Source organism: Microbacterium oxydans, from assembly GCF_900095745.1.
GTDB lineage: Bacteria > Actinomycetota > Actinomycetes > Actinomycetales > Microbacteriaceae > Microbacterium > Microbacterium oxydans_B.
This window is the reverse complement of the sequence record NZ_FMIR01000019.1, coordinates 398,344-420,709: the sequence shown is the minus strand read 5'-3', so window position 1 is coordinate 420,709 and position 22,366 is coordinate 398,344. Positions and strand designations below refer to the sequence as shown.

21 protein-coding genes are annotated in these 22,366 nt (G+C 68.7%); 10 read left to right on the top strand and 11 right to left on the bottom strand.

The features are described from left to right. Genes BQ2383_RS17555 through tkt form a run of 5 tightly spaced genes read right to left on the bottom strand, consistent with a single transcriptional unit; the run spans position 1 to position 7,329 of the window. The gene (locus tag BQ2383_RS17555) at positions 1-936 is read right to left on the bottom strand and encodes a glucose-6-phosphate dehydrogenase assembly protein OpcA (protein WP_029261746.1); all 936 of its coding nucleotides are present in this window, start codon (positions 934-936) and stop codon (positions 1-3) included. Further along, positions 933-2,483: a glucose-6-phosphate dehydrogenase gene (gene zwf / locus BQ2383_RS17550; RefSeq protein WP_029261747.1), complete on the bottom strand. Its 1,551-nt coding sequence runs from the start codon at positions 2,481-2,483 to the stop codon at positions 933-935. Before zwf ends, BQ2383_RS17555 begins: the two co-directional genes overlap by 4 nt. A 21-nt stretch (positions 2,484-2,504) precedes the next feature. After that, a complete protein-coding gene (locus tag BQ2383_RS17545; protein ID WP_091036884.1) occupies positions 2,505-4,112 on the bottom strand; it encodes a hypothetical protein in 1,608 nt (535 codons plus the stop codon). Then, a complete protein-coding gene (tal, locus tag BQ2383_RS17540; protein WP_091036881.1) occupies positions 4,109-5,221 on the bottom strand; it encodes a transaldolase in 1,113 nt (370 codons plus the stop codon). Before tal ends, BQ2383_RS17545 begins: the two co-directional genes overlap by 4 nt. Continuing rightward, positions 5,218-7,329 (bottom strand): transketolase, encoded by a 2,112-nt coding sequence (gene tkt / locus BQ2383_RS17535; protein ID WP_091037646.1) that lies wholly within the window; start codon positions 7,327-7,329, stop codon positions 5,218-5,220. Before tkt ends, tal begins: the two co-directional genes overlap by 4 nt. Positions 7,330-7,580: 251 nt before the next feature. Between tkt and BQ2383_RS17530 the strand changes: the two genes are divergently transcribed. Then, positions 7,581-8,486, top strand: coding sequence for a heme o synthase (locus BQ2383_RS17530; RefSeq protein WP_029261751.1), 906 nt, complete (start codon positions 7,581-7,583; stop codon positions 8,484-8,486). A gap of 72 nt (positions 8,487-8,558) precedes the next feature. Here the strand turns inward: BQ2383_RS17530 and BQ2383_RS17525 are convergent, their stop codons facing one another. Together BQ2383_RS17525 and BQ2383_RS17520 are read right to left on the bottom strand one after the other, a co-directional pair. Next, a complete protein-coding gene (locus tag BQ2383_RS17525; protein ID WP_091036878.1) occupies positions 8,559-9,035 on the bottom strand; it encodes a hypothetical protein in 477 nt (158 codons plus the stop codon). 66 nt (positions 9,036-9,101) lie between these two features. Further along, the gene (locus tag BQ2383_RS17520) at positions 9,102-10,208 is read right to left on the bottom strand and encodes a COX15/CtaA family protein (protein ID WP_091036875.1); all 1,107 of its coding nucleotides are present in this window, start codon (positions 10,206-10,208) and stop codon (positions 9,102-9,104) included. Between the two features lie 233 nt (positions 10,209-10,441). Between BQ2383_RS17520 and sufB the strand changes: the two genes are divergently transcribed. From sufB to BQ2383_RS17485, 7 genes are all read left to right on the top strand, one after another. Further along, complete coding sequence (gene sufB / locus BQ2383_RS17515; RefSeq protein WP_091036873.1) at positions 10,442-11,860, top strand: Fe-S cluster assembly protein SufB; 1,419 nt, start codon at positions 10,442-10,444, stop codon at positions 11,858-11,860. Continuing rightward, positions 11,860-13,065 carry a Fe-S cluster assembly protein SufD gene (gene sufD, locus BQ2383_RS17510; RefSeq protein ID WP_091036870.1) on the top strand — a complete coding sequence of 402 codons (1,206 nt, stop codon included), beginning with the start codon at positions 11,860-11,862 and terminating at the stop codon, positions 13,063-13,065. Before sufB ends, sufD begins: the two co-directional genes overlap by 1 nt. After that, a complete protein-coding gene (locus BQ2383_RS17505; protein WP_017830403.1) occupies positions 13,062-13,388 on the top strand; it encodes a non-heme iron oxygenase ferredoxin subunit in 327 nt (108 codons plus the stop codon). Before sufD ends, BQ2383_RS17505 begins: the two co-directional genes overlap by 4 nt. Before the next feature lie 3 nt (positions 13,389-13,391). After that, positions 13,392-14,162, top strand: coding sequence for a Fe-S cluster assembly ATPase SufC (gene sufC / locus BQ2383_RS17500; RefSeq protein ID WP_091036867.1), 771 nt, complete (start codon positions 13,392-13,394; stop codon positions 14,160-14,162). A gap of 9 nt (positions 14,163-14,171) precedes the next feature. Then, complete coding sequence (locus BQ2383_RS17495; protein ID WP_028501690.1) at positions 14,172-14,501, top strand: metal-sulfur cluster assembly factor; 330 nt, start codon at positions 14,172-14,174, stop codon at positions 14,499-14,501. Between the two features lie 95 nt (positions 14,502-14,596). Next, complete coding sequence (locus BQ2383_RS17490; RefSeq protein WP_091036865.1) at positions 14,597-15,751, top strand: MalY/PatB family protein; 1,155 nt, start codon at positions 14,597-14,599, stop codon at positions 15,749-15,751. Further along, positions 15,748-17,118: an MFS transporter gene (locus BQ2383_RS17485; RefSeq protein ID WP_091036863.1), complete on the top strand. Its 1,371-nt coding sequence runs from the start codon at positions 15,748-15,750 to the stop codon at positions 17,116-17,118. Before BQ2383_RS17490 ends, BQ2383_RS17485 begins: the two co-directional genes overlap by 4 nt. On the opposite strand, the gene BQ2383_RS17480 is transcribed toward BQ2383_RS17485, so the two are convergent. After that, positions 17,081-17,665, bottom strand: coding sequence for a TetR family transcriptional regulator (locus BQ2383_RS17480; protein WP_091036860.1), 585 nt, complete (start codon positions 17,663-17,665; stop codon positions 17,081-17,083). The two genes, BQ2383_RS17485 and BQ2383_RS17480, sit on opposite strands and share 38 nt — an antisense overlap. A gap of 68 nt (positions 17,666-17,733) precedes the next feature. Here BQ2383_RS17480 and BQ2383_RS17475 point away from each other — a divergent pair, with 68 nt between their 5' ends. Then, the gene (locus BQ2383_RS17475) at positions 17,734-18,432 is read left to right on the top strand and encodes an energy-coupling factor ABC transporter ATP-binding protein (RefSeq protein WP_091036858.1); all 699 of its coding nucleotides are present in this window, start codon (positions 17,734-17,736) and stop codon (positions 18,430-18,432) included. Continuing rightward, complete coding sequence (locus BQ2383_RS17470; protein ID WP_091036855.1) at positions 18,429-19,022, top strand: energy-coupling factor transporter transmembrane component T family protein; 594 nt, start codon at positions 18,429-18,431, stop codon at positions 19,020-19,022. Before BQ2383_RS17475 ends, BQ2383_RS17470 begins: the two co-directional genes overlap by 4 nt. 1 nt (position 19,023) lies before the next feature. Here the strand turns inward: BQ2383_RS17470 and BQ2383_RS17465 are convergent, their stop codons facing one another. The 3 genes from BQ2383_RS17465 to BQ2383_RS17455 form a co-directional block, all read right to left on the bottom strand. Further along, the gene (locus BQ2383_RS17465) at positions 19,024-20,340 is read right to left on the bottom strand and encodes an acyltransferase family protein (protein WP_091036852.1); all 1,317 of its coding nucleotides are present in this window, start codon (positions 20,338-20,340) and stop codon (positions 19,024-19,026) included. 98 nt (positions 20,341-20,438) lie between these two features. Beyond that, positions 20,439-21,110 (bottom strand): response regulator, encoded by a 672-nt coding sequence (locus tag BQ2383_RS17460; protein WP_091036850.1) that lies wholly within the window; start codon positions 21,108-21,110, stop codon positions 20,439-20,441. Beyond that, positions 21,107-22,363 (bottom strand): sensor histidine kinase, encoded by a 1,257-nt coding sequence (locus tag BQ2383_RS17455; RefSeq protein ID WP_091036848.1) that lies wholly within the window; start codon positions 22,361-22,363, stop codon positions 21,107-21,109. The genes BQ2383_RS17460 and BQ2383_RS17455 overlap by 4 nt, the downstream gene beginning before the upstream one ends. Between the last annotated feature and the right edge of the window lie 3 nt (positions 22,364-22,366).

Sequence of the window (22,366 nt, the reverse complement as noted above, 5' to 3'; positions counted from 1 at the left end):
TCACTCTCCAGTCTCGGGCGGACCCAGTTTCTCCCAGCCCTCGGTGATGACTCGACCGTACAGGACATCGGGGTCGAGCCTGCGCAGCTCCTCCGCGAGGCATTCGCGGAGCGTGCGGCGCGGTAGGTGGAGGTCGTGGTTCGGCTGATCCGGCTGCGTGAGGATGGCGATGCCGGGCGAGGGCCGCTCGAGCAGGATGTCGCCGGAGGCGCGGGTCAGACGGACCGACTTGATGCCCTCCTGCCAGTGCTCGGGGTTCTCATACGACCAGCGCACGCGAACGCCCAGAGCCATCTGCAGCCAGGCGGCGAGCAGCGCGGTCGACGGAGAAGCCGACCCACCGCGCACCTCGACACCCGTGATGGGCTCGTACGGCGGCTGATCGAGCACAGCGGCCAGCTGCTCCCGCCAGTGCGTCAGACGCGTCCAGGCGAGGTCCGTGTCTCCGGGGGCGTGGGTGCGTCCGAGCAGCGCGAGCCGATCGCGCACGTCGGGCGAGGTGGCGGCATCGGTGATGCGGCGCTGGGCGATGCGGCCGAGCGGTGACGTCGACGGCGAGGTCGGAGCATCCTCCGGCCACCAGGCGACCACGGGAGCGTCAGGCAGGAGGAGACCGGTGATCAGGCTCTCCTCATTGCTCGCGGCGTCCCCATAGGCACGCAGCACGACGACCTCGCTCGCGCCGGCGTCGCCGCCCACGCGGATCTGGGCATCGAGGCGGGAATCGCCGTCGCCCGTGGTGATGACGATGACGCGCATGGGGTGTTCACGCGATGCGTCGTTGGCCGCATCGATGGCCGCTTCGGCGACACCGTTGCGGGCGGCGATGACCAGGGTGAGCACACGGCCGAGGGCGACGGCGCCGCCCTCTTCGCGCACCTTGACGAGCTGCTTGGCGACCTGACTGACGGTCGTGTCGGGAAGGTCGATGATCACGGGCGTCTCCAGACTCGTCCGTCGCGGGCCAGCAGGTCGTCGGCGGATGCCGGACCCCACGAGCCCGGAGCGTACTGCTCCACCGGACCGCCGACGGCCGCCCAGTACTTCTCCACGGGGTCGAGGATCTTCCAGGAGAGCTCGACCTCCTCGTGCCGCGGGAACAGCGGCGGGTCGCCCAGGAGGACGTCGAGGATCAGACGCTCGTAGGCCTCGGGGCTCGCCTCGGTGAAGGCGTGGCCGTAGCCGAAGTCCATCGTGACGTCGCGCACGTTGCTCCCGCTGCCGGGCACCTTGGATCCGAAGCGGATCGTCACACCCTCATCGGGCTGCACACGGATGACGAGCGCGTTCTGCCCGAGCTCCGAGGCGTTGCCACGCCCGAACAGGTGCTGTGGGGCCCGCTTGAAGACCACGGCGATCTCGGTCACACGGCGTCCGAGACGCTTGCCGGTCCGCAGGTAGAACGGCACGTCGGCCCAGCGACGGGTGTCGATCTCGAGCTTGATGGCCGCATACGTCTCGGTGGTGGAGTCGGGGTTCATGCCCTCCTCATCCAGGAAGCCGGTGACCTTGTCGCCGCCCTGCCACCCGCCCGCGTACTGGCCGCGAGCCGTGGCGAGGGAGAGGTCGTCCGGCACGTGCACCGCGGCGAGCACCTTCTCCTTCTCGGCACGCAGGTGCTCCGCCGAGAGGCTGATGGGCTCCTCCATGGCGGTGAGCGCGAGAAGCTGCAGCAGGTGGTTCTGGATCACGTCGCGCGCGGCGCCGATACCGTCGTAATACCCGGCTCGACCGCCGACGCCGATGTCCTCGGCCATCGTGATCTGCACATGGTCGACGTAGTTGCGGTTCCAGATCGGCTCGTACAGCTCGTTCGCGAAGCGCAGCGCCAGGATGTTCTGGACCGTCTCCTTGCCGAGGTAGTGGTCGATGCGGAAGATCGAGTCCGCGGGGAACGCGACCTCGAGCGCCGCGTTGAGCGCACGGGCGGATTCGAGGTCGTGCCCGAACGGCTTCTCGATCACGACGCGGCGCCAGCGCTCGTCATCATCGCTGTTCTCGCCGACGAGACCCGAATCCTTCAGCTGCTTCGCGACGAGCGGGAAGTCCTTCGGCGGGATCGACAGGTAGAACGCGTGGTTGCCCATCGTGCCGCGTTCCACGTCGAGCTTCTCGATGGTCTCGCGGAGCTTGCGGAAAGAGTCGGGGTTGTCGAACTCGCCGGAGACGAACCGGATGCCCTGGAGCAGCTGCGTCCACGTCTCCTCGCGGAACGGGGTGCGGGCGTGCTCCTTGACCGCGTCGTAGACGACCTGGGCGAAGTCCTGGTCCTCCCAGTCGCGGCGGGCGAACCCGACGAGGGCGAACCCCGGCGGGAGCAGACCGCGGTTGGCGAGGTCGTAGACCGCGGGCATCAGCTTCTTGCGCGACAGGTCTCCGGTGACGCCGAAGATCACGAGGGCGCTGGGCCCCGCGATCCGGTTGAGACGGCGGTCATCGGGGTCACGCAGCGGGTTGTGCCCGCGCGAGATGGGAACAGACATGGGTGGGGGATTCTCCTGCTGTTACTTCTGTGCGGCTTCGAAGAGGGCGAGCACGTCGTCCGAGGACTCGGTGATCGTCAGCGTGACGACCGGGCGGCCGTGTTCGGCGAGCACGGCGGCGTCACCGGCGGCCTGTGCCTGGATGAGCTGCCCGAAAGTGAACGGGCGATCCGGGATCTCGAGATCGACCTCGGTGCGCTCCAAGATCTGCAGGAACACGCCCTGCGCCGGTCCGCCCTTGTGGTACTGGCCGGTCGAGTGCAGGAAACGCGGGCCCCATCCGAACGTGGTGGGGCGACCCGAATCGGCTGCGACGAGCTCGCGCAGGCCCTGGAGCTGCGGAACTTCGAGGCGGTTGACGTATGCCTGGATGGACACGTAGCCGTCGGCCGGGAGCTGCGCCCAGAGCGCGTCGAGCACGCCCTCGACCGTGCCGGAGGCGGCGAGGGCCGAATCGGACACGCGCACCTCGACGCCGTTCTCGACGAAGGCCGGAGCGGTCGGCTCCGGGCGAGCGTCGAGGAGGCCGCGGGCGGCGATCTTCGCCGACTCGACGTCGGGCTGATCGAACGGGTTGATGCGGAGCAGGTGGCCGGCGATCGCGGTCGCGTACTCCCAGACGATGAGCTGCGCACCCAGTGTGCCGCTGACGAGGATCTCGCCCTCGTGGCGCTCATGCAGGTGGAACTCGTTGGCGTCGTCGACCAGGCGGACGATCTGCAGGTCGGCGGGTACCGGGTCGAGCTCGGGGGAGACCGGGAGCAGGACCACCGGGAGGATGCCGGTGCCGTCCTTGCCGGTCGATTCGGCGATGAGCTGCTCGATCCAGTCCGGCAGACCCTTGATGTGCGTGCCGTCGGTGATCAGGCCGAGCTTGTCGCGCCGCGGGTTCGTCGCGGCGATCGCCGCGCCCAGACGGAGCGCGGGGTTCTCGGCGGAGTCGACCGCGACCTCGAGCGACGAAGCCTCGGCCTCGTTCAGGAGCTCGTCGATGTCGACGCCCGCGAGACCCGAAGGCACCAGACCGAAAGCCGTGAGTGCCGAGTAGCGGCCGCCGACGTTCGGGTCCGCGTTGAAGACGCGGTATCCCGCTTCGCGGGCCGAGACGTCGAGAGGGGAGCCCGGGTCGGTGACGACGACGATGCGTTCCACCGGATCGATCCCGAGGTCGCGGAAGGCGGCTTCGAAGGTGCGGCGCTGCGAATCGGTCTCGACGGTGGAGCCCGACTTCGACGACACGACGAGCACGGTGTCGGCGAGTCCCTCGTCGAGAGCGGCGAGCACCTGGCCGGGGGCCGTGGAGTCGAGGATCGTGAGCGGTACGCCGGCGGTCTGCGCGATGACCTCGGGAGCGAGTGAGGAGCCGCCCATGCCGGCGAGGACCACGCGGGTCACGCCCTTGGCGTTCAGATCGGCGCGCAGGGCGACGATCTCGGCGACGAGCGGGCGGGAGATCGAGACGGCCTCCACCCAGCCGAGGCGCACGGTGGCCTCGGCCTCGGCGGCCGCACCCCAGAGGGTGGCGTCGCCGCCGGTGATGCGCGATGCGACGAGATCGTGGACCAGGCTGGGCACGGTCTCATCGATCGCGGCGCGCGCCGCGCCGGACGTGTGGATCGAGAAGGTCATCGCTGGGACTCCAGAGCCTCGGCCACCTGACCCAGCAGGTCGTGCCAGGAGTCGATGAACTTCGAGACGCCCTCGTCCTCCAGGACCTGCGTGACGTCGGTGAGGTCGATGCCGACGGCGGCGAGGTCGTCGAACACCTGGTGCGCCTCCGCGTAGCCGCCCGTGATGGTGTCACCGGCGATGACGCCGTGATCGAACGTCGCCTCGAGGGTCTTCTCGGGCATGGTGTTCACCACGCCCTCGGCGACGAGTTCGGTCACGTACAGGGTGTCCGGGAGCGCCGGGTCCTTGACGCCCGTCGAGGCCCACAGCGGACGCTGCAGGTTCGCGCCGAGCTTGATCAGGTCCTGCGCGCGCTTCTCGGCGAACTTCTGCTCGAAGAGCTCGTAGGCGAGGCGCGCGTTGGCGAGCCCGGCCTTGCTCTTGAGCGCCTCGGCCTCGGGCGTGCCGATCGCAGAGAGTCGCTTGTCGGTCTCGGTGTCGACGCGGGACACGAAGAACGAGGCGACGGAGTGGATGCTCGACAGGTCGAAGTCGGCGCCGTGCGCGCGCTCCAGACCGGTCAGGTAGGCGTCGATGACCTCGGCGTAACGCTCCAGGCTGAAGATCAGCGTGACGTTGACGCTGATGCCGGTCGCGATCGCCTCGGTGATGGCCGGAAGCCCCGCCTTGGTCGCCGGGATCTTGACGAGGAGGTTGGGGCGGTCGATCTTGGACCACAGCTCCTTCGCCTGCGCGACGGTGCCTGCGGTGTCGTGAGCGAGGTCGGGGGAGACCTCGATCGAGACGCGGCCGTCGACATGTCCCGAGGCTTCCCAGACGGGTCGGAACACATCGAGTGCGGCGCCGACGTCCTGGGTCGTGGCGGCGAAGACGGCTTCCTCGGCGCTCGCGCCGGAGGCGGCGAGCTCGGTGACCTGCGCGTCGTACGACGTGTTGCTCTTGTCGGTGATCGCGTTCGCGAAGATAGTCGGGTTCGTCGTGACGCCGACGACGTTGCGCGACGAGATCAGCTCGGCGAGGTTGCCGGAGTCGATGCGGGTGCGGGAGAGGTCGTCGAGCCAGATGCTGACACCTGCGGCGGCGAGCTGTGCGGTGGGGGTGCTCATGCGTTCTCCTTGGTGCTGTTTGCGGCGATGGTCTCGCGTGCGGCCGCGATGACGGCCTCGGTCGTGATGCCGAACTTCTCGAACAGGGTCTTGTAGTCGGCGGAGGCGCCGAAGTGGTCGATGCCGACCGAACGGCCGCGGTCGCCCACGATTCCGCGCCAGGAGAGCACGGAGCCTGCCTCCACGGAGACACGAGCGGTGACGGATGCGGGCAGCACGCTCTCGCGGTAGGCCTCGTCCTGCTCGTCGAACCACTCCAGCGACGGAGCGGAGACCACGCGGACGTTCACGCCCTCGGCGGCCAGCGCCTCGCGGGCGTTCACGGCGAGCTGCACTTCGGAGCCGGTGGCCACGATGATGACGTCCGGCGTGCCGTTCGGCGCCTCGGCGAGGACGTAGGCACCCTTGGCCGCGTTGTCCGCCGAAGCGAACGTGTCGCCGGAGGCTGCACCCTCGCCGCGCTCGAACACCGGGATGTTCTGGCGGGTCAGCGCGATGCCGGCCGGTCCCTCGTGGCGGCGGAGGATCTCCAGCCAGGTGGCAGAGGTCTCATTCGCGTCGGCGGGGCGGACGACCGTGAAGTTCGGGATCGCCCGCAGCGTCGCCAGCTGCTCGATCGGCTGGTGGGTCGGTCCGTCCTCACCGAGGGCGACGGAGTCGTGGGTCCAGACGAAGATGCTCGGGATGTTCATGAGCGCCGCGAGACGGACCGAGGGACGCATGTAGTCGCTGAAGATGAGGAAGGTGCCGCCGAATGCGCGGGTCTTGCCGTGCAGGACGATGCCGTTGACGATCGCACCCATCGCGTGCTCGCGGATGCCGAAGTGCAGCACTCGTCCGTACGGGTTGCCCGACCACTCGTGTGTCGACCACTCGGCCGGGATGAACGAGGGCGCACCCTTGATCGTGGTGAGGTTCGACTCGGCGAGGTCGGCCGAACCGCCCCACAGTTCCGGGAGCTCGGCGGCCAGGGCGTTGATGACCTGGCCGGATGCGGCGCGGGTCGAGACCTCCTTGCCGGATTCGAACACGGGGAGTGCGGCCGTGATGTCGGCGGGGAGCTCCTGCGCCTCGAGACGGTCGAGAAGCTCCTTCTTCTCGGGGTTCGCGGCGGCCCAGGCGTCGAAGGACTCCTGCCACGTGGCGCGGGCCTTGGCGGCGCGGGCGGCGAGACCACGGGTGTGCGCAAGCACGTCGTCGGCGACCGCGAAGGTCTCCTCGGGGTCGAAGCCGAGAACCTTCTTGGTTGCGGCCAGCTCGTCGGCACCGAGCGCGGAACCGTGGATCTTGCCGGAGTTCTGCTTGCCGGGCGACGGCCAGCCGATGATCGTCTTGAGGATGATGAGCGAGGGCTTCGAAGTCTCGCCCTTGGCGGCCTCGATCGCGGCGAAGAGTTCGGCGACGTCTTCGACGTACTCGCCGGTCTTCTTCCAGTCGACGGTCTGCACCTGCCAGCCGTAGGCCTCGTAGCGCTTCGCGACGTCTTCGGTGAAGGCGACGTTGGTGTCATCCTCGATCGAGATCTGGTTGGAGTCGTAGATCGCGATCAGGTTGCCGAGCTGCTGGTGGCCCGCGAGCGAGGATGCCTCGCTGGTCACGCCCTCCTGCAGGTCGCCGTCGCCGGCCACCACGTAGACGAAGTGATCGAACGGGCTGGTGCCGGCGGCCGCCTCGGGGTCGAACAGGCCGCGCTCGTAGCGGGCGGCGTAGGCGAAGCCGACGGCGGAGGCGAGGCCCTGGCCGAGCGGACCGGTGGTGATCTCGACGCCCTTGGTGTGGCCGTACTCCGGGTGACCCGGCGTCAGCGAACCCCAGGTGCGCAGCGCCTTGAGGTCGTCGAGTTCCAGGCCAAAGCCGCCGAGGTAGAGCTCCACGTATTGCGTGAGCGAGGAGTGCCCTGCAGAGAGGATGAAGCGGTCGCGGCCCAGCCAGTCGACGTCGGTCGGGTCGTGGCGCAGCACGCGCTGGTAGAGGAGGTACGCGGCCGGCGCGAGGCTCATGGCCGTGCCGGGGTGACCGTTGCCGACCTTCTCGACGGCATCGGCCGCCAGGATTCGGGCGGTATCCACCGCGCGTCGATCGATCTCATCCCACTGCAATTCCGACACGTTCATGCCCTTTCCGACAGTTTCGAGGGCGCCCTTATTCCCTGGCGCATCCGCAACTTCCCTGGCGCATCCTGCACCGTCGCGGAGACGAGTGGAGGGGTGTGCGCAGCGCCGGGCGCGCGAGTGCTCTCAGCATAGCGAAGACGACTGTCGTGCTACGCGAGCGGACGGCGCGGATGGCGTCATCCGGTGTCATACACTGGAGAGGTTGTCCGGTCACACGTGCAGAGGAGGCGATCGAGATCTCGACGATGTCTGATCAGACCGTGAGGAAGTCGTCCATCGGTCGCACGGTGAAGGCCTACATCACGCTCACCAAGCCGCGTGTCCTCGAGCTTCTGCTCGTCTCGACCGTTCCGGTGATGTTCCTGGCGCAGGGCGGACTGCCCAACCTGTGGCTGGTGCTGGCGACCGTCATCGGCGGCTCGTTGAGCGCCGGTTCCGCCGCCGCATTCAACATGTACCTCGATCGTGACATCGACGCGCACATGCACCGCACCGAGAATCGACCGCTGGTCACGGGCGAGATCAGCCCGCGCGGCGCGCTGATCTTCTCCTGGACGCTCGCGATCGTCTCGACGGTCTGGCTGCTCGCCACGACCAACTGGCTCGCCGCAGCCCTGTCCGCGACCGCGATCTTCTTCTATGTCGTGATCTACACGATGATCCTCAAGCGCCGCACCGAGCAGAACATCATCTGGGGCGGCATCGCCGGGTGCTTCCCCGTGCTCATCGGCTGGTCCGCCGTCACCGGCTCGCTCGACTGGCCGGCGTTCGTCCTCTTCCTCCTGATCTTCCTCTGGACGCCGCCGCACTACTGGCCGCTGTCGATGAAGTACAAGGACGACTACGAAGACGTCGATGTGCCGATGCTGGGTGTCACCCGCAACGCCTCGCAGGTCGGCCTCCAGGTCATCCTCTACGCGTGGGCGACGGTGGCGTGCTCGCTCCTCCTCGTCCCGATCGCGAACATGGGTCTGGTGTACACCGTGTCCGCCACGGTCTTCGGCGGATGGTTCATCTACGAGTCGCACCGGCTCTACAACCGTGCCGTGCACGGTACCGAGCCGCGGCCCATGCGCGTGTTCCACGCCTCGATCACCTACCTGACGCTGATCTTCGTCGCGGTCGCGATCGACCCGCTGCTGCCGTTCTGACCCGACGCTTCTGAAACGACGGAGCGGCGCCGAATTCCTCGGCGCCGCTCCGTCGTTGTTTTCGCGAGAAGATCAGCGTGTGATCGTCGAGTCGTCCGGCTTCGCCTCGGTCGTGGGCGCGTCATCCCGAGCGGCGTCGTCCGCGTCAGCGGCGGGGACCACGTCGACCGCAGCGGCGTCGTATGCGGGCGCTGCCTCGGGGGACGCGGTGGTCTCGGACGTGGCGGTCTCGACCGGAGTCTGCGTCGTCTCGGCGGTCCAGTCGATCGCCTCGACGACGGCCGGGGCGGGAGCGGGGACGAGCGAGCGTGCTGCGACGAGCCCGAGGGTGAGCAGGATGCCGACGATGCCCGCGGCCAGGACGCCTGCGCCCACGACGACGAGCGACTGGCCGACGTAGACCTCGACGCCCGTGGCCGTACCGTCGAGCAGGGTGGCCGTCATCGTCCCGATCTGACCGGAGATGAGCCATCCGCCGACAGCCGTCGTGGCGAGGGAAACGACGAGGAGGAGCCAGAATCCGATGCTGCGTGAGAGTGACTTGTTCATGTCGTCCACGATCGCGGACGCGCTGATGAGTCGGCGATGTGCGAGCTGTGGATCGCCTGTGCGGGCTCAGTCGTCGGTGGGCACCGAGCGCTTCAGGTGCAGCACGACCACGGTGTACGTGGCGGCGGAGAGCGAGGCGAGGACCATGTGGATGCCGACCAGCAGCGGAGGCAGTCCCTCACGTGCCTGCCAGATCCCGACGCCGACCTGCACCAGGATCGCGAGCACCAGCACGAGGAGCCAGCGCCGCGGCTCCAGGCGCAGCACCCAGGCGGCGACCGTGAGGAACAGCACGAGCGCGGCCAGGATGTAGCCGGGCCACGAATGCACGTGGGCGAGCACGGTCGCATCGAAGCCGTGTCGCAGCACGTCGGCATCGCCGGAGTGGGGACCGGACCCGGTCGTCAGCACGCCGAAGACGATCGTCACGGCGAGTGCGAGGCCGGTCACATGGGTGACGGCGGAGAACCACGCGGGAACCGCGCGCTCACGAGGCCCGCCGTCCGTCTTCAGGCGCACCAGGAAAGCCGCGGTGATGCAGACGAGCAGCAGGGACGACGTGTAGTGGAAGCCCACGATGAAGGGGTTCAGACCCGTCAGCACCGTGATGCCGCCGACGAGCGCCTGGGCCACCACCCCGATGAGTACGAGCCACGCGAGCAGGACCAGGTCACGTCGTGCGGGCGTCGTGCGGACGGAGCGGACCGCCGCCGCGATGACGGCGATCAGGAGGACCCCGAGCGCGATGGGGGAGGCCGGGAAGTGCAGGGGGGCGGCGATGCCGAACGCGGCGACGGCTGCCACGATGCCGCCGGCGGCGAACCAGAGCGCGGTGACGAGGCCGCGCTTCCCGCTGAAGAGATGCAGGACCAGCAGCACGACGGCCAGCGCGATGATCCCGACCACGCCCGTCATCAGGCGGTTGCCGAATTCGATGATGCCGTGGATGCCCTGCACCTCGAGAATGGGGACCAGGGAGTCCGGCGTGCACAGCGGCCAGTCGGAGCATCCGAGGCCCGATCCGGTGAGGCGCACGGCGCCGCCGGTGCCGATGATGATGGTCTCGCTGATGAAGGAGAGCCATGCGAAGACCGTCAGCGCTCGTCCCCACGGAGCAGAACGGGGCGGAGCCGTCTGCGTCGGAGTGGAGGCGGGGATCGTCGTCTCGGGCATTAGTCCTCCGGACCGCGCTGGAACCTGCGGGCATGGCCCGTCTGTCAGGCGGAACCTGTAGAATCGGATTGTTGCGATGAGCGCTGACCGCGCTGAAGCATCGACAACAGTTTAGGCGCGATGGAAGCGCCGGTGATGAGGGCCCACCAACGGCACCCGCTCCCGCAGACTCGACGGGGATCAGGTGTGTCGGGGCGGATGACACCGTTTGGGACCTGTGAGGAGAGTGTTGGATGTCGGATGTACTGATCGACCGCCCGGAGCTTGACGGTCTGGGGGTGTACGAATTCGGCTGGCACGATGAGGACGCCGCCGGCGCCATCGCCAAACGCGGGATCTCGGAAGAGGTCGTGCGAGGAATCTCTGCACTCAAGAACGAACCCGAATGGATGCTGAAAACCCGTCTCAAGGGGTACCAGCTCTTCGGGAAGAAGCCGATGCCGACCTGGGGCGCCGACCTCAGCGAGATCGACTTCGACAACATCAAGTACTTCGTGCGTTCCACGGAGAAGCAGGCGCAGTCCTGGGAGGACCTGCCTGTCGAGATCCGCGAGACGTACGAGCGCCTCGGCATCCCCGAGGCCGAACGCCAGCGTCTCGTCGCCGGTGTCGCCGCCCAGTACGAGTCCGAGGTCGTCTACCACCAGATCCGCGAGGACCTGGAGGCGCAGGGCGTCATCTTCATGGACACCGACACGGCCCTGCGCGAGCACCCCGAGTTCTTCGAGGAGTACTTCGGCACGGTCATCCCGGCCGGCGACAACAAGTTCGCCGCGCTGAACACGGCCGTGTGGTCGGGTGGCTCGTTCGTCTACGTCCCCAAGGGCGTGCACGTCGAGATCCCGCTGCAGGCGTACTTCCGCATCAACACCGAGAACATGGGCCAGTTCGAGCGGACCCTGATCATCGCAGACGAAGACAGCTACATCCATTACATCGAGGGCTGCACGGCTCCGATCTACAAGTCGGACTCGCTGCACTCGGCCGTCGTCGAGATCATCGTGAAGAAGAACGCCCGCGTTCGCTACACGACGATCCAGAACTGGTCGAACAACGTCTACAACCTGGTCACCAAGCGTGCCGTGGCCTATGAGGGCGCGACCATGGAGTGGGTCGACGGCAACATCGGCTCCAAGGTGACGATGAAGTACCCGTCGATCTACCTGATGGGCGAGCACGCCAAGGGCGAGACGCTCTCTGTCGCCTTCGCCGGTCCCGGTCAGCACCAGGACGCCGGCGCAAAGATGATCCACATGGCTCCGTACACGCAGTCGTCGATCGTCTCGAAGTCGATCGCCCGCGGTGGCGGTCGTGCGGGCTACCGCGGTGAGGTGCGAGTGGATGCCGCGGCACACCACTCCGCGAACACCGTGCGCTGCGACGCCCTGCTGGTGGACACCAAGTCCCGCTCCGACACCTACCCGGCGATCGACATCCGTGTCGACGACGTGCAGCTCGGACACGAGGCCACGGTCTCCAAGGTCAGCGAGGAGCAGCTGTTCTACCTGCAGTCCCGCGGCATGCCCGAGGACGAGGCGATGGCGATGATCGTGCGCGGCTTCATCGAGCCGATCGCGCGCGAGCTGCCCATGGAATATGCGATGGAACTGAACAAGCTCATCGAGATGGGCATGGAAGGATCGGTCGGCTAGTGACCGCCGCTACGACAGCGCCTGCCGAGGCGCAGCACACGAACGCGCACATCGACCCCGCAGCCCAGGTGGCCGCAGCCGGATTCGTCCCGGTGCAGACGCGCTCAGAGCGTCCGCACTCCTTCGAGCCCGCTGACTTCGGTGCCCCCACCGGGCGTGAGGTCAACTGGAAGCACACCCCGGTCGCGCAGCTCACTTCGCTGTTCGAGGTGGCTTCGCAGAACGACGGCGTCGATTACACGGTCAACGAGGGGGAGCAGTACATCGCCGCCCCGCTCGCGATCGGCACCGCCCCCCGTGGCGAGATCTTCCTCGCGGAAGACGTCACCGCGGCCGTGGCCTGGCAGGGATCCGCTGAGGCCCTCCACGTGCGGATCCCGCGCGAAGAAGAGGTCGCCGAGCCGATCTTCGTCTCCATCGCCGGTCTCGGCGCCGACCGTCGTGCCGACGCGCACATCGTGATCGAGGCGCTCGAGCACAGCTCGGCGACGGTCGTCCTGCAGCACACCGGGTCCGCCCAGTATGCGCAGAACCTCGAGATCATCGTCCGCGACGGTGCGAAGCTCACGGTCATCAGCCTGCAGCAGTGGGCGGACGACGCGGTGCACGCGTCTGCGCACCAGGCGCGGGTCGGCGCGGATGCGACGCTCAAGCACTTCGTCGTGAGCTTCGGCGGCGGCGTCGTGCGCGTCAACCCGAACGTCGAGCTCGCAGGCGCCGGCTCTGAGGGGTACCTCTACGGCCTGTCCTATGCAGACGCCGGGCAGCACCTGGAGAGCCAGGTGTACCTGCACCACAAGGGACCGCACACCAAGGGTGACGTCCTCTACAAGGGTGCGCTGCAGGGGCAGGGCGCGCACAGCGTCTGGATCGGCGACGTGCTGATCGGAGCCGACGCCACGGGCACCGACTCCTACGAGGCCAACCGCAACCTGGTCCTCACCGAGGGTGCCCGCGCCGACTCGATCCCGAACCTCGAGATCGAGACCGGCGACATCCTCGGCGCCGGACACGCGAGTGCGACCGGTCGTTTCGACGACGAGCAGCTGTTCTACCTGCAGGCGCGCGGTATCAGCGAGGAGGAGGCACGTCGGCTCGTCGTGCTCGGCTTCCTCACCGACATCGTGCAGCGCCTCGGCATCCCCGCCCTCGAGGCCGAGCTTCTGGCGGCGATCGAGACGGAGCTGGCCGAGGTGAGTGCATGACCGCCGAACGCGTCTGCGGAGTCGCCGACCTCGAGCAGGACATGCCGTTGCGTGTCGATCCGGGCGGCGTGCCGATCACGGTGATCAAAGACGGCGAGGGAGTCATCCACGCCATCGGCGACACCTGCACACACGGCGACATCTCGCTGTCCGAAGGCTTCGTCGAAGGTGACACGGTGGAGTGCTGGGCTCACGGCTCCGCGTTCTCGCTGCTCACCGGCAAGCCCCAGAATCTCCCCGCATATGAGCCCGTTCCGGTCTACGTCGTCCAGATCGACGGCGACGACGTGCTCATCGATCCGACTGTTATTAAGGAAGTTTGAAGAATGTCTGTTCTCGAGATCCGCGACCTGCATGTGACGGTCGAGACCGATGCGGGGACCACCCCGATCCTCAACGGAATCAACCTCACCATGAACACCGGTGAGACCCACGCCATCATGGGCCCCAACGGCTCGGGCAAGTCGACCCTGGCCTACACGATCGCCGGTCACCCGAAGTACACGGTGACCTCCGGCTCGATCACGTTCGACGGCCAGGACGTTCTGGAGATGACGGTCGACGAGCGCGCCCGTGCCGGGCTCTTCCTCGCCATGCAGTACCCGGTCGAGATCCCGGGCGTCACGGTGACGAACTTCCTCCGCACGGCGAAGACCGCGCTCGACGGCGAAGCACCGGCGATCCGCGGCTGGACCAAGGACGTCAAGGCCGCCATGGCGAACCTGCGCATGGACCCGAAGTTCGCGCAGCGCAACGTCAACGAGGGCTTCTCCGGTGGCGAGAAGAAGCGCCACGAGATCCTGCAGCTCGAGGTGCTGAAGCCGAAGTTCGCAGTCCTCGACGAGACCGACTCGGGTCTCGATGTCGACGCGCTCAAGATCGTCTCCGAGGGCGTCAACCGCGCGAAGGAGTCCACCGGACTCGGCGTGCTGCTGATCACGCACTACACCCGCATCCTCCGCTACATCCGCCCCGACTTCGTCCACGTGGTCGTCGCGGGCAAGATCGTCGAAGAGGGCGGCCCCGAGCTCGCAGACCGGCTGGAGAACGAGGGATACGACCGTTTCCTCGACCCTGCAGCCCCCATCGAGGCGTAGGCTGATCGCATGACAGCGACCCTCACGGACGAGAAGTACGACGCGGTCACCGAGGCTCTCAAAGACGTCATGGACCCCGAGCTCGGGATCAATGTCGTCGACCTCGGCCTCATCTACGACCTCGCGTGGGACGACGAGAACGATGCTCTCGTCATCCACATGACGTTGACCAGCGCCGGCTGCCCGCTCACCGATGTTCTCGAGGACCAGACCGCTCAGGCTCTGGACAGCGTCGTCGATCGATTCCGCATCAACTGGGTCTGGATGCCGCCGTGGGGTCCGGAGAAGATCTCGGACGACGGGCGCGACATGATGCGCGCGCTCGGCTTCGCGATCTGATCCGCACGGGACCGCTGCCGAGCGGCGGTGTGCGACGACGCGCGCGTAGGGTCTGGCGACACGACGCGGCGCGTCCCGGAACCTCGGGAGAACGAATGCTTCAGGTGAAGGCACTGCCGCTGGCAGAGCTTCGCGAGCGCAGCAGCGAGAAATGGCGCGAGTACCCGGCCGACGTGCTTCCGCTGTTCGTGGCCGAGACCGACTTCCCGCTGGCGCCGGCGATCTCGGATGCGCTGCGGCGCGCCGTGGAGATCGGTGACACCGGGTACGTCGCATCGCGGACGCCGCTCGCCGAGTCGTTCGCCGCCTTCGCCAGCAGACGCTACGGCTGGGAGCCCGACCCCGGGCGGATGCGGAGCACGGCCGATGTGAGCATGGGGATCGTCGAGATCCTCCGCCGCGTCACGCAGCCGGGGGAGCGGGTCGTGGTCACCCCTCCCGTGTATCCGCCGTTCTTCGACTTGGTCGCCGAGGCCGGTGCCGAGGTGGAGCGCGTGCCCCTGCGCGACACGGGAACCCACTGGGAACTCGACCTCGACGGCATCCGTGCCGCGTTCGAGGGCGGCGCGACGGCGATCCTGCTCTGCAATCCGCACAATCCGACCGGCACGGTGCATGACCGCGACAGCCTCGCCGCGCTCGCGGACCTGGCGGAGGAGTTCGGGGCGGCCGTCGTCTCGGACGAGATCCATGCGCCGCTCGCGCAACCCGGGACCGGGTTCACGCCGTTCCTCGCCGTGAGCGATGCGGCCCAGCGCGTCGGCTATGCCGTCGTCAGCGCCAGCAAGGCGTTCAACCTCGCGGGTCTGAAGTGCGCACTGATGGTCACCGCCGACGACGCGACGAGTGAGGTCGTGCGCGGCCTGCCCGTCGAGGTGGAGTGGCGCACCGGACAGTTCGGCCTGCTCGCCGCCGTGGCAGCGTTCTCGGAAGAGAGCGACCCGTGGCTCGACGGACTGCTGCGCACCCTCGACGAGAACCGGGTGCTGCTCGAGGACCTGCTGGCCGCGCACCTGCCGGGTGCGCGCTATCGCATCCCGGATGCCGGGTACCTCGCGTGGATCGACCTCTCCGCACTCGACTGGGGAGACAACCCCGCGCGGCGCATCCTTCGCGATGCGAAGGTCGCCCTGCATTTCGGCCCTGCCTTCGGGGCCGAGGGCGCAGGCCACGTGCGGCTGAACTTCGGCACCGGCCCGGAGATCATCACCGAGGCCGTCGAGCGCATCGCGGCGCTCGTGGGCCGATGACGACTCCGGCTGACGTCGCGACGATCTGGGACCGCCAACGCATCTGGGTGACGCTCGGTGCGGTCGCGCTGATCTTCCTCGCCGCCATCGAGGCACTCGCGGTGACGACGGTCATGCCCATCGTCAGCGAAGCCCTCGACGGGCAGGCACTGTTTGCTGTCGCCTTCGCCGGGACCCTTGCGACGAGCGTGATAGGCATGGTCGCCACCGGGGCGTGGTCGGATGCGCGCGGTCCGCGCGGGGCGCTCTACGTCGCTGTGACCCTCTTCATCATCGGCCTTCTGATCTCGGGCTTCGCCGTGACGATGCACCAGTTCCTGATCGGGCGACTCGTCCAGGGGCTCGGCACCGGCGGGCAGACCGTCGCGCTGTATGTGGTGGTGGCGAGGCTCTACCCGCCCCATCTGCACGGCAGGATCTTCGCCGCGTTCGCTGCGGCCTGGGTCGTGCCGTCGATGGTCGGACCGTTCCTGGCCGGGGCCGTCGCTGAATACCTCGACTGGCGATGGGCGTTCCTGGGCGTCGCGGTGCTGACGGGAGCCGCGTTCGTGATGATCGCGGTGCGCCTCCGCGGTGTCGATCTGGGGCATGGAGAGCCGCAGGATCGACGCACTCTCGTTGTGCGCCTCGCACTCGCCGTCGTCGTCGCGGTGCTCGCCGTGGTGGTCGGCTTCTCTGCCGACATGGCGCCGTCGATCGGTTGGCCGGTCGCGCTCGGTGCCGTCATCGCGATCGGACTCGCCGTGCTGCCGCTGCTGCCACGGCGAACGTTGCGCTCGGGCCAGGGGCTCCCGAGCGTGGTGCTGATGCGCGGCATCGTGGCGGGCGCGTTCTTCGCCGCCGAGGCCTACATCCCGTACCTGCTGATGAAGAAGTTCGACTTCAGTGCGACGTGGGCGGGAGTCGCTCTGATGCTCGCGGCATTGGCCTGGGCCGGTGCGTCGGCGCTGCAGGGGCGGTATGGCGAGCGGTTGGGGAATCACCGCATCACACTGATCAGTCTCGGCTCGCTCCTGATCGCACTGCTGTGCGTCCTCGTCGCCGCGCTCTTCGACGTCTCGGCGGCCGTGGTGGTGCTCGGCTGGGCGTTCGCCGGTGGCGGGATGGGCCTGCTGTATCCGCGACTGACCGTCCTGACGCTCGCCTACTCGGACGAGACGAATCAGGGGTTCAACTCCTCGGCGCTGTCGATCTCGGACGCCACCGGATCGGCCGTCGCGATCGCGCTGGCCGGGCTCGCGGTGGCATCCCTCGGAGGTGAGGCGGGCGCGTTCGGTGCGGTCTTCGCCTTCTGCGTCGGGCTCGTCGTTCTCGCGGTCGTGCCCGGCCTCAGGCTCGGGCACGCGGCGGAGTCGCCGGTGCGCTGAGCGCCCCCGCGAGAGCGGTCACCCCGAGGTCGAAGATCCGGTCGAGGCCGGCTGTGACGTCGATCTCGCCGGCGGTGGGCAGCGCCCCGTGGCTGTCGGCGTGCATGCGCTGCTGCACGAGTGTGGCGTGTCCGAGCACGAAGTGCAGGATGGCCGCGCCCCGGTCGGCCGCGTCTGGTGCGCCGTCGGCCTGCAGCGCTTCGGTCAGCGCCGCCTGCGCATGCGAAGAACCGAGTTGCAGCGCGTAGGTGCTGAGGACCAGTTCAGCGCCGTCGCGGTGGGTGAAGAGCGCGTCGCGGATCCCTCGGGCGGTCGCCATCACGCCGTCGCTGCCGCGGGGGATCGACGCCGTGATCCGGTCGGCGAGTTCGGCGAGCAGCTCCTGCTTGCTGGTGAAGTGCCAGTAGAGGGCGCTGGGCTGCACGTCCAGCCGGGCCGCGATGCGCCGCATCGAGAGGTCGGCGAGCCCGACCTCATCGAGGAGGGTGAGTGCGCTCCGGGCGACGCTGTCGCGGTCGTGCCGTGCCTGATTCGTCTCCGGGCTCATCCTCCGATTATAGTGAACGGCGTTCAGGTGAACGGTGTTCAGGTCGCATCGCGCTCGGAGGGATCCACATGACACGCACACGCGAGGCGGGGGTCGCGACCATCGCCCTGGATGAGGTCTCGGTGGTGCTCGACGGTCGTCCCGTGCTCCGCGACGTCTCCGTGACGATGACGGCTCCGGTGATCGCGGTGATCGGGGCGAACGGCTCGGGGAAGTCCACGTTCGCCCGGCTGCTGAACGGACTCGTCACCCCGTCCTCCGGTGAAGTGAGGGTGCACGGCCTCGACACGGTGCGCGACCGCGCAGCCCTCCGTCGCCGGGTCGGATTCGTGTTCACGAACCCCGATGCGCAGATCCTCATGCCCACCCCGGCCGAAGACATCGCGCTGTCCCTGCGCGGGCGGGCGAAGACCGAGGTCGCCGACCGTGTGAGAGAGACCCTCGCTGCGCACGGGCTGGCAGACCACGCGGATGTCCCCGCATCCAGCCTGTCGGGGGGCCAGAAGCAGATGCTCGCGCTGGCCTCGGTGCTGATCACCGAACCGCAGCTCATCGTCGCCGACGAACCGACCACACTCCTCGACCTGCGGAATTCTCGACGCATCGGCGACCTGCTTCTGGCGCAGGAGGCCCAGGTCGTGGTGGTGACGCATGACCTCGAACTGGCTGCGCGCTGTGACGCCGCGATGCTGTTCGACGAGGGGCGCGTCACGGCGTCCGGAGAGCCGTCCACCGTGATCGCGGCCTATCGTCGATCGTGCGCATGATCGCGCTCTACCGTCCGGGCACCGGCATCCTCCATCGCGCTCCCGCCGGGGTCAAGCTCGCAGCGCTGGCGGTCGGAGCGCTCGTGCTGTCGCTGTATCCCCACAACGCCGTGAGCATCGCCGTCTCGCTCGGGGTGGTGCTCGCGCTGTACGGCATCGCGGCGATGCCGATTCGTGTGCCCGTGCTCGAGATCTGGCGTCTGCGCGGGATCATCGTCCTGCTCGCCGCGGCACTCGTGATCTTCGTCTCGCCTCTCGCCGCGTGGATCAGCACCGGACGCGTCGTCGCGATCCTCCTGCTCGCGAGCCTGCTGACGCTCACCACCCGGATGGCGGATCTCGTCGAGGTGCTGCAGAGGACCTTGCGCCCGCTTCGTCGATTCGGACTCGATCCCGCCGCGGTGGCACTCACGATCTCCCTCACCATCACGACGATCCCCGTGATCGCCGGCTTCGCGGAGCGCGTGCGGGATGCGGCGCGAGCCCGCGGCGTGCGGTTGGGCGTGCGCGCCGCGGTTCCGCTGCTCGTCCTCACCCTCCGACACGCGGACGATGTGGGTGACGCGCTGGCGGCACGGGGCCTGGGCTGACCTACGCCCTACGCGGGTCGAGCGTGCGCACTCCGATCGGCGGCAGCGGCGTCGTCCGAGACGCGAGCCGGAGCGCCGCGAGGATCAGGGCGACCGCGATCAGGGCGGTCGCGACGGATGTGCCGAGCACCAGGAGCATCAGGACACCGACCAGGCCGCTCAGCGCTCCCACGACGATCCGCGGAAGTGAACCGGTGGCCTGCGGCGCGGGCTGCGACTCGAACCGGGTGAAGGCCACGGCGACGAGTGCGGTCAGTGCGAGTGCGGTCGCGAGCCAGAGCGGTCGGGCGGCCCACCAGTCCGCGCTGTCGAGCGCCGGGAGCGCGACGCCCGTGACGAGGGCGTACACGGCGCTGGCGCCGGCCATCACCAGCAGGACGGGCATGTGCCACAGGTAGATCGTCATGGTGCGCACGGTCACGAACGCCGTGAACGCCGCCACGCGCGGCCGGTGGCTGAACCGCTCGATGCGTTCGCGATGCAGGGAGAGGAGGCTGGTGTGCGCCACGCCGACGAGGAGCAGGGCCGCAGTCGGCGGGTTGATGTTGGCGATGAGGTCGGGGGAGTACACACCGGTCAGGAAGGTCGCGACGAGCAGAAGAAGCGCAGCGACCCCTGTTGCGGCGCGGAGGCGTCGACTCAGACGCCCGATGCGTCCGTCGGCGAGGAAGAACCCCAGCTGCTGCAACGTCATCCACACGAAGGCGAGGTTCAGGAAGCCGAGTCCGTCGAGCCCGGTCGCGGCGCGCAGCACGTCGACGGCGATGGGTGCCACGACGAGAGCACCGATCGTGCGGTAGGGGGCACGCTCATGGGCGGCGGCGAGTGCGGGAAGCAGCGCCTGGCACAGGAGGAAGACGCCGAGGAACCAGAGCGGCTGACCGTAGCGGAAGCCCGCGGTCGCGATCAGATCGGCGGGTACGCCGAAGACCGTGAGCAGCGCGAGCCCGACGCCGACGATGGCGATCGTGAAGACGGCGGGTCGTAGCAGGCGATGCAGTCGGCCGGCGACGAAGCCGACGGCGGTGCCGCCGCGCTCCCGCATCCGGCGGTAGGCGAGGAGCCCGGAGAACCCGCCGATCACGAAGAACAGCGGCATCACCTGGAGGAGCCAACTGAGCGGCGCGATCCAGCCGGTGCCGTCGCTGGCGTTCTCGAACACAGGGCCGGACGCGTCGACCGTGACGCCCACCATGATCGAGTGCAGGAGCACGACGCCCAGAACGCACAGCGCCCGGACGAAATCGATCCCGGTGTCGCGGGACGCGCGCTGCGGAGGCGCGCTGATGCCGGCAGTGGTTGCCTGAACGATGGCCATGAGTCCTCCTCGGGGGCGGTGTCCCAGGAGACTATGGACGCCGTACCCGCGGACGCATCACCCTCGGGTGCCGTTACGACCCCCTACGACGGGGTGAGTCAGGCGGACGGCTCGACGAGCCCGGTGTCGTAGGCGAGGATCACGGCCTGCACGCGGTCGCGCAGATTCAGCTTGGCGAGCACCTTGCCGACGTGCGTCTTGACGGTCTGCTCCGCGATGAAGAGGTCGGCGGCGATTTCGGTGTTCGAGCGGCCCTTCCCGATCAGCACCAGCACCTCGCGCTCGCGGTCGGTGAGTTCGGCCAGCGCGGTGGCGGAGCGAGGTGCACGGGGCCTGCGGCCGGCGAACTGCTCGATGATGCGTCGTGTCACGCTCGGCGCGAGGAGCGCATCGCCGTTCGCGACGACGCGCACCGCGTGCACGAGCTCCTCGGGGAGCGCGTCCTTCAGCAGGAACCCGCTGGCGCCGGCCTCGAGCGCGTCGTACACGTAGTCGTCGATGTCGAAGGTGGTGAGCATCAGGATCCGGGGAACATGCGCGGCGGGGTACGACGGACCGAGAATCCGACGGGTGGCTTCGATCCCGTCCAGTTCGGGCATGCGCACGTCCATGAGGATCACGTCGGGATCCAGACGCGCCGCGAGGGCGACGGCTTCGGCGCCGTTCGCCGCCTGTCCGGCCACCCGAATACCGTCGTGGGCATCGAGAAGAGCGGCGAAACCCGCACGGACCATGGCCTGGTCGTCGGCGATGAGGACGCTGATCGTCACGGGGTCTCCTTGTCGAGGGAAGCGGGGCCGGGGCCGTCGGCGTCCAGGGGGAGCACGGCCTCCACGTCCCAGCCGCCGTCGGATGCGGAGCCGGCGGTGAGGCTGCCGCCCAGGATCTCGGCGCGTTCACGCATCCCGCGCAGGCCGTACCCGCCGCCGGGGCCCTCAGGGGTGCGAGGCGGGGCGCCGTTGTGTACCAGGATGCGGATGCTGCGCGCCTCGGCGTGCAGCCGCACGGCGATGCGCGCACCGGGCGCATGCCGCACCGCGTTGCTCAGCGCCTCCTGGACGATCCGGAACGCGGCGATCTGCACCGCGGCGGTCGCGGCGGCTGCGGCCTCCCCGCCTTCGAGCACGAGCCCGACCTCGACGCCGGCGCGGCGGATGGTGTCGACCAGCGCCGGGATGTCGTCGATGCCCTGTTGCGGAGCGAGCTCAGCGGTCTGATCCTCGGTGCGCAGCACCCCGAGCATGCGCCGCATCTCGGTGAGTGAGCCACGGGCGGTTGCGGCGATGTCATCGAACTCGGCTGTCGCCGCATCGCTGAGCGCCGGGATGCGGTACTTGGCGGTCGACGCCTGCACCTGGATCACGGACATGCTGTGCGCGACCACGTCGTGCAGCTCCCGCGCGATCCGGGTGCGTTCCTCGACGAGTGCGCGCCGGGCCTCCTCGAGCGCGCTGTGCTCCTTCTCGCGCGTCAGCTCGGCGGCGACCCGGACCCTCCCGGCGACGAGTGCCGCGATGAGGTACGCCGCGGATGCCACCGCCGTCGTGACGATGAGGTCGGCTGTCGCGCTGGCGGAGGACCCGGGCAGCGCGACCATGTCGGGGCGGAGCACCGGCGCCAGGAGAGACGCGATCGCTCCGAGCAGCAGTGTGAACGCGCCGAGGCGTGCGCCATGGAGGAACGTGACCACGCCGACGAAGAGCACGAAGGTGAGGAGGGCGGGTACGGACCAGGGCCACGGCGACTGGATCGCGAGTTCCGGCACGACCGTGAGCGGCAGGGTCAGCGCACCCGCGGTGAACAGGCCGATGGCCCAGATCGGACGGCTGATCGCGAGTACGGGCGACACGCACAACGCGGCGCCGAGGATGAACGACAGGGGCAGCGGGGTGCCGGAGAGGACGGTCTGGAGCGGGACGAGGATCGCGTACAACGCCACGACCGCCCCACCCAGCGCCCCGAGGGCGAAGGTGCGGCGGCTGATCCGTTGGCGCAGCGGTATGCGCTGCCGGCGGCGTGCCATGAC

Bases quoted from the DNA above. Each gene is read 5' to 3' on its own strand.
- BQ2383_RS17545 (WP_091036884.1), bottom strand. From the start codon at position 4,112: ATGACCTTCTCGATCCACACGTCCGGCGCGGCGCGCGCCGCGATCGAT.
- BQ2383_RS17495 (WP_028501690.1), top strand. From the start codon at position 14,172: ATGACAGCGACCCTCACGGACGAGAAGTACGACGCGGTCACCGAGGCT.
- BQ2383_RS17465 (WP_091036852.1), bottom strand. From the start codon at position 20,340: ATGGCCATCGTTCAGGCAACCACTGCCGGCATCAGCGCGCCTCCGCAG.
- zwf (WP_029261747.1), bottom strand. From the start codon at position 2,483: ATGTCTGTTCCCATCTCGCGCGGGCACAACCCGCTGCGTGACCCCGAT.
- BQ2383_RS17475 (WP_091036858.1), top strand. From the start codon at position 17,734: ATGACACGCACACGCGAGGCGGGGGTCGCGACCATCGCCCTGGATGAG.
- BQ2383_RS17505 (WP_017830403.1), top strand. From the start codon at position 13,062: ATGACCGCCGAACGCGTCTGCGGAGTCGCCGACCTCGAGCAGGACATG.
- BQ2383_RS17525 (WP_091036878.1), bottom strand. From the start codon at position 9,035: ATGAACAAGTCACTCTCACGCAGCATCGGATTCTGGCTCCTCCTCGTC.
- BQ2383_RS17530 (WP_029261751.1), top strand. From the start codon at position 7,581: ATGTCTGATCAGACCGTGAGGAAGTCGTCCATCGGTCGCACGGTGAAG.
- BQ2383_RS17490 (WP_091036865.1), top strand. From the start codon at position 14,597: ATGCTTCAGGTGAAGGCACTGCCGCTGGCAGAGCTTCGCGAGCGCAGC.
- BQ2383_RS17520 (WP_091036875.1), bottom strand. From the start codon at position 10,208: ATGCCCGAGACGACGATCCCCGCCTCCACTCCGACGCAGACGGCTCCG.
- tal (WP_091036881.1), bottom strand. From the start codon at position 5,221: ATGAGCACCCCCACCGCACAGCTCGCCGCCGCAGGTGTCAGCATCTGG.
- BQ2383_RS17470 (WP_091036855.1), top strand. From the start codon at position 18,429: ATGATCGCGCTCTACCGTCCGGGCACCGGCATCCTCCATCGCGCTCCC.
- sufB (WP_091036873.1), top strand. From the start codon at position 10,442: ATGTCGGATGTACTGATCGACCGCCCGGAGCTTGACGGTCTGGGGGTG.
- BQ2383_RS17485 (WP_091036863.1), top strand. From the start codon at position 15,748: ATGACGACTCCGGCTGACGTCGCGACGATCTGGGACCGCCAACGCATC.
- BQ2383_RS17455 (WP_091036848.1), bottom strand. From the start codon at position 22,363: ATGGCACGCCGCCGGCAGCGCATACCGCTGCGCCAACGGATCAGCCGC.
- sufC (WP_091036867.1), top strand. From the start codon at position 13,392: ATGTCTGTTCTCGAGATCCGCGACCTGCATGTGACGGTCGAGACCGAT.
- BQ2383_RS17480 (WP_091036860.1), bottom strand. From the start codon at position 17,665: ATGAGCCCGGAGACGAATCAGGCACGGCACGACCGCGACAGCGTCGCC.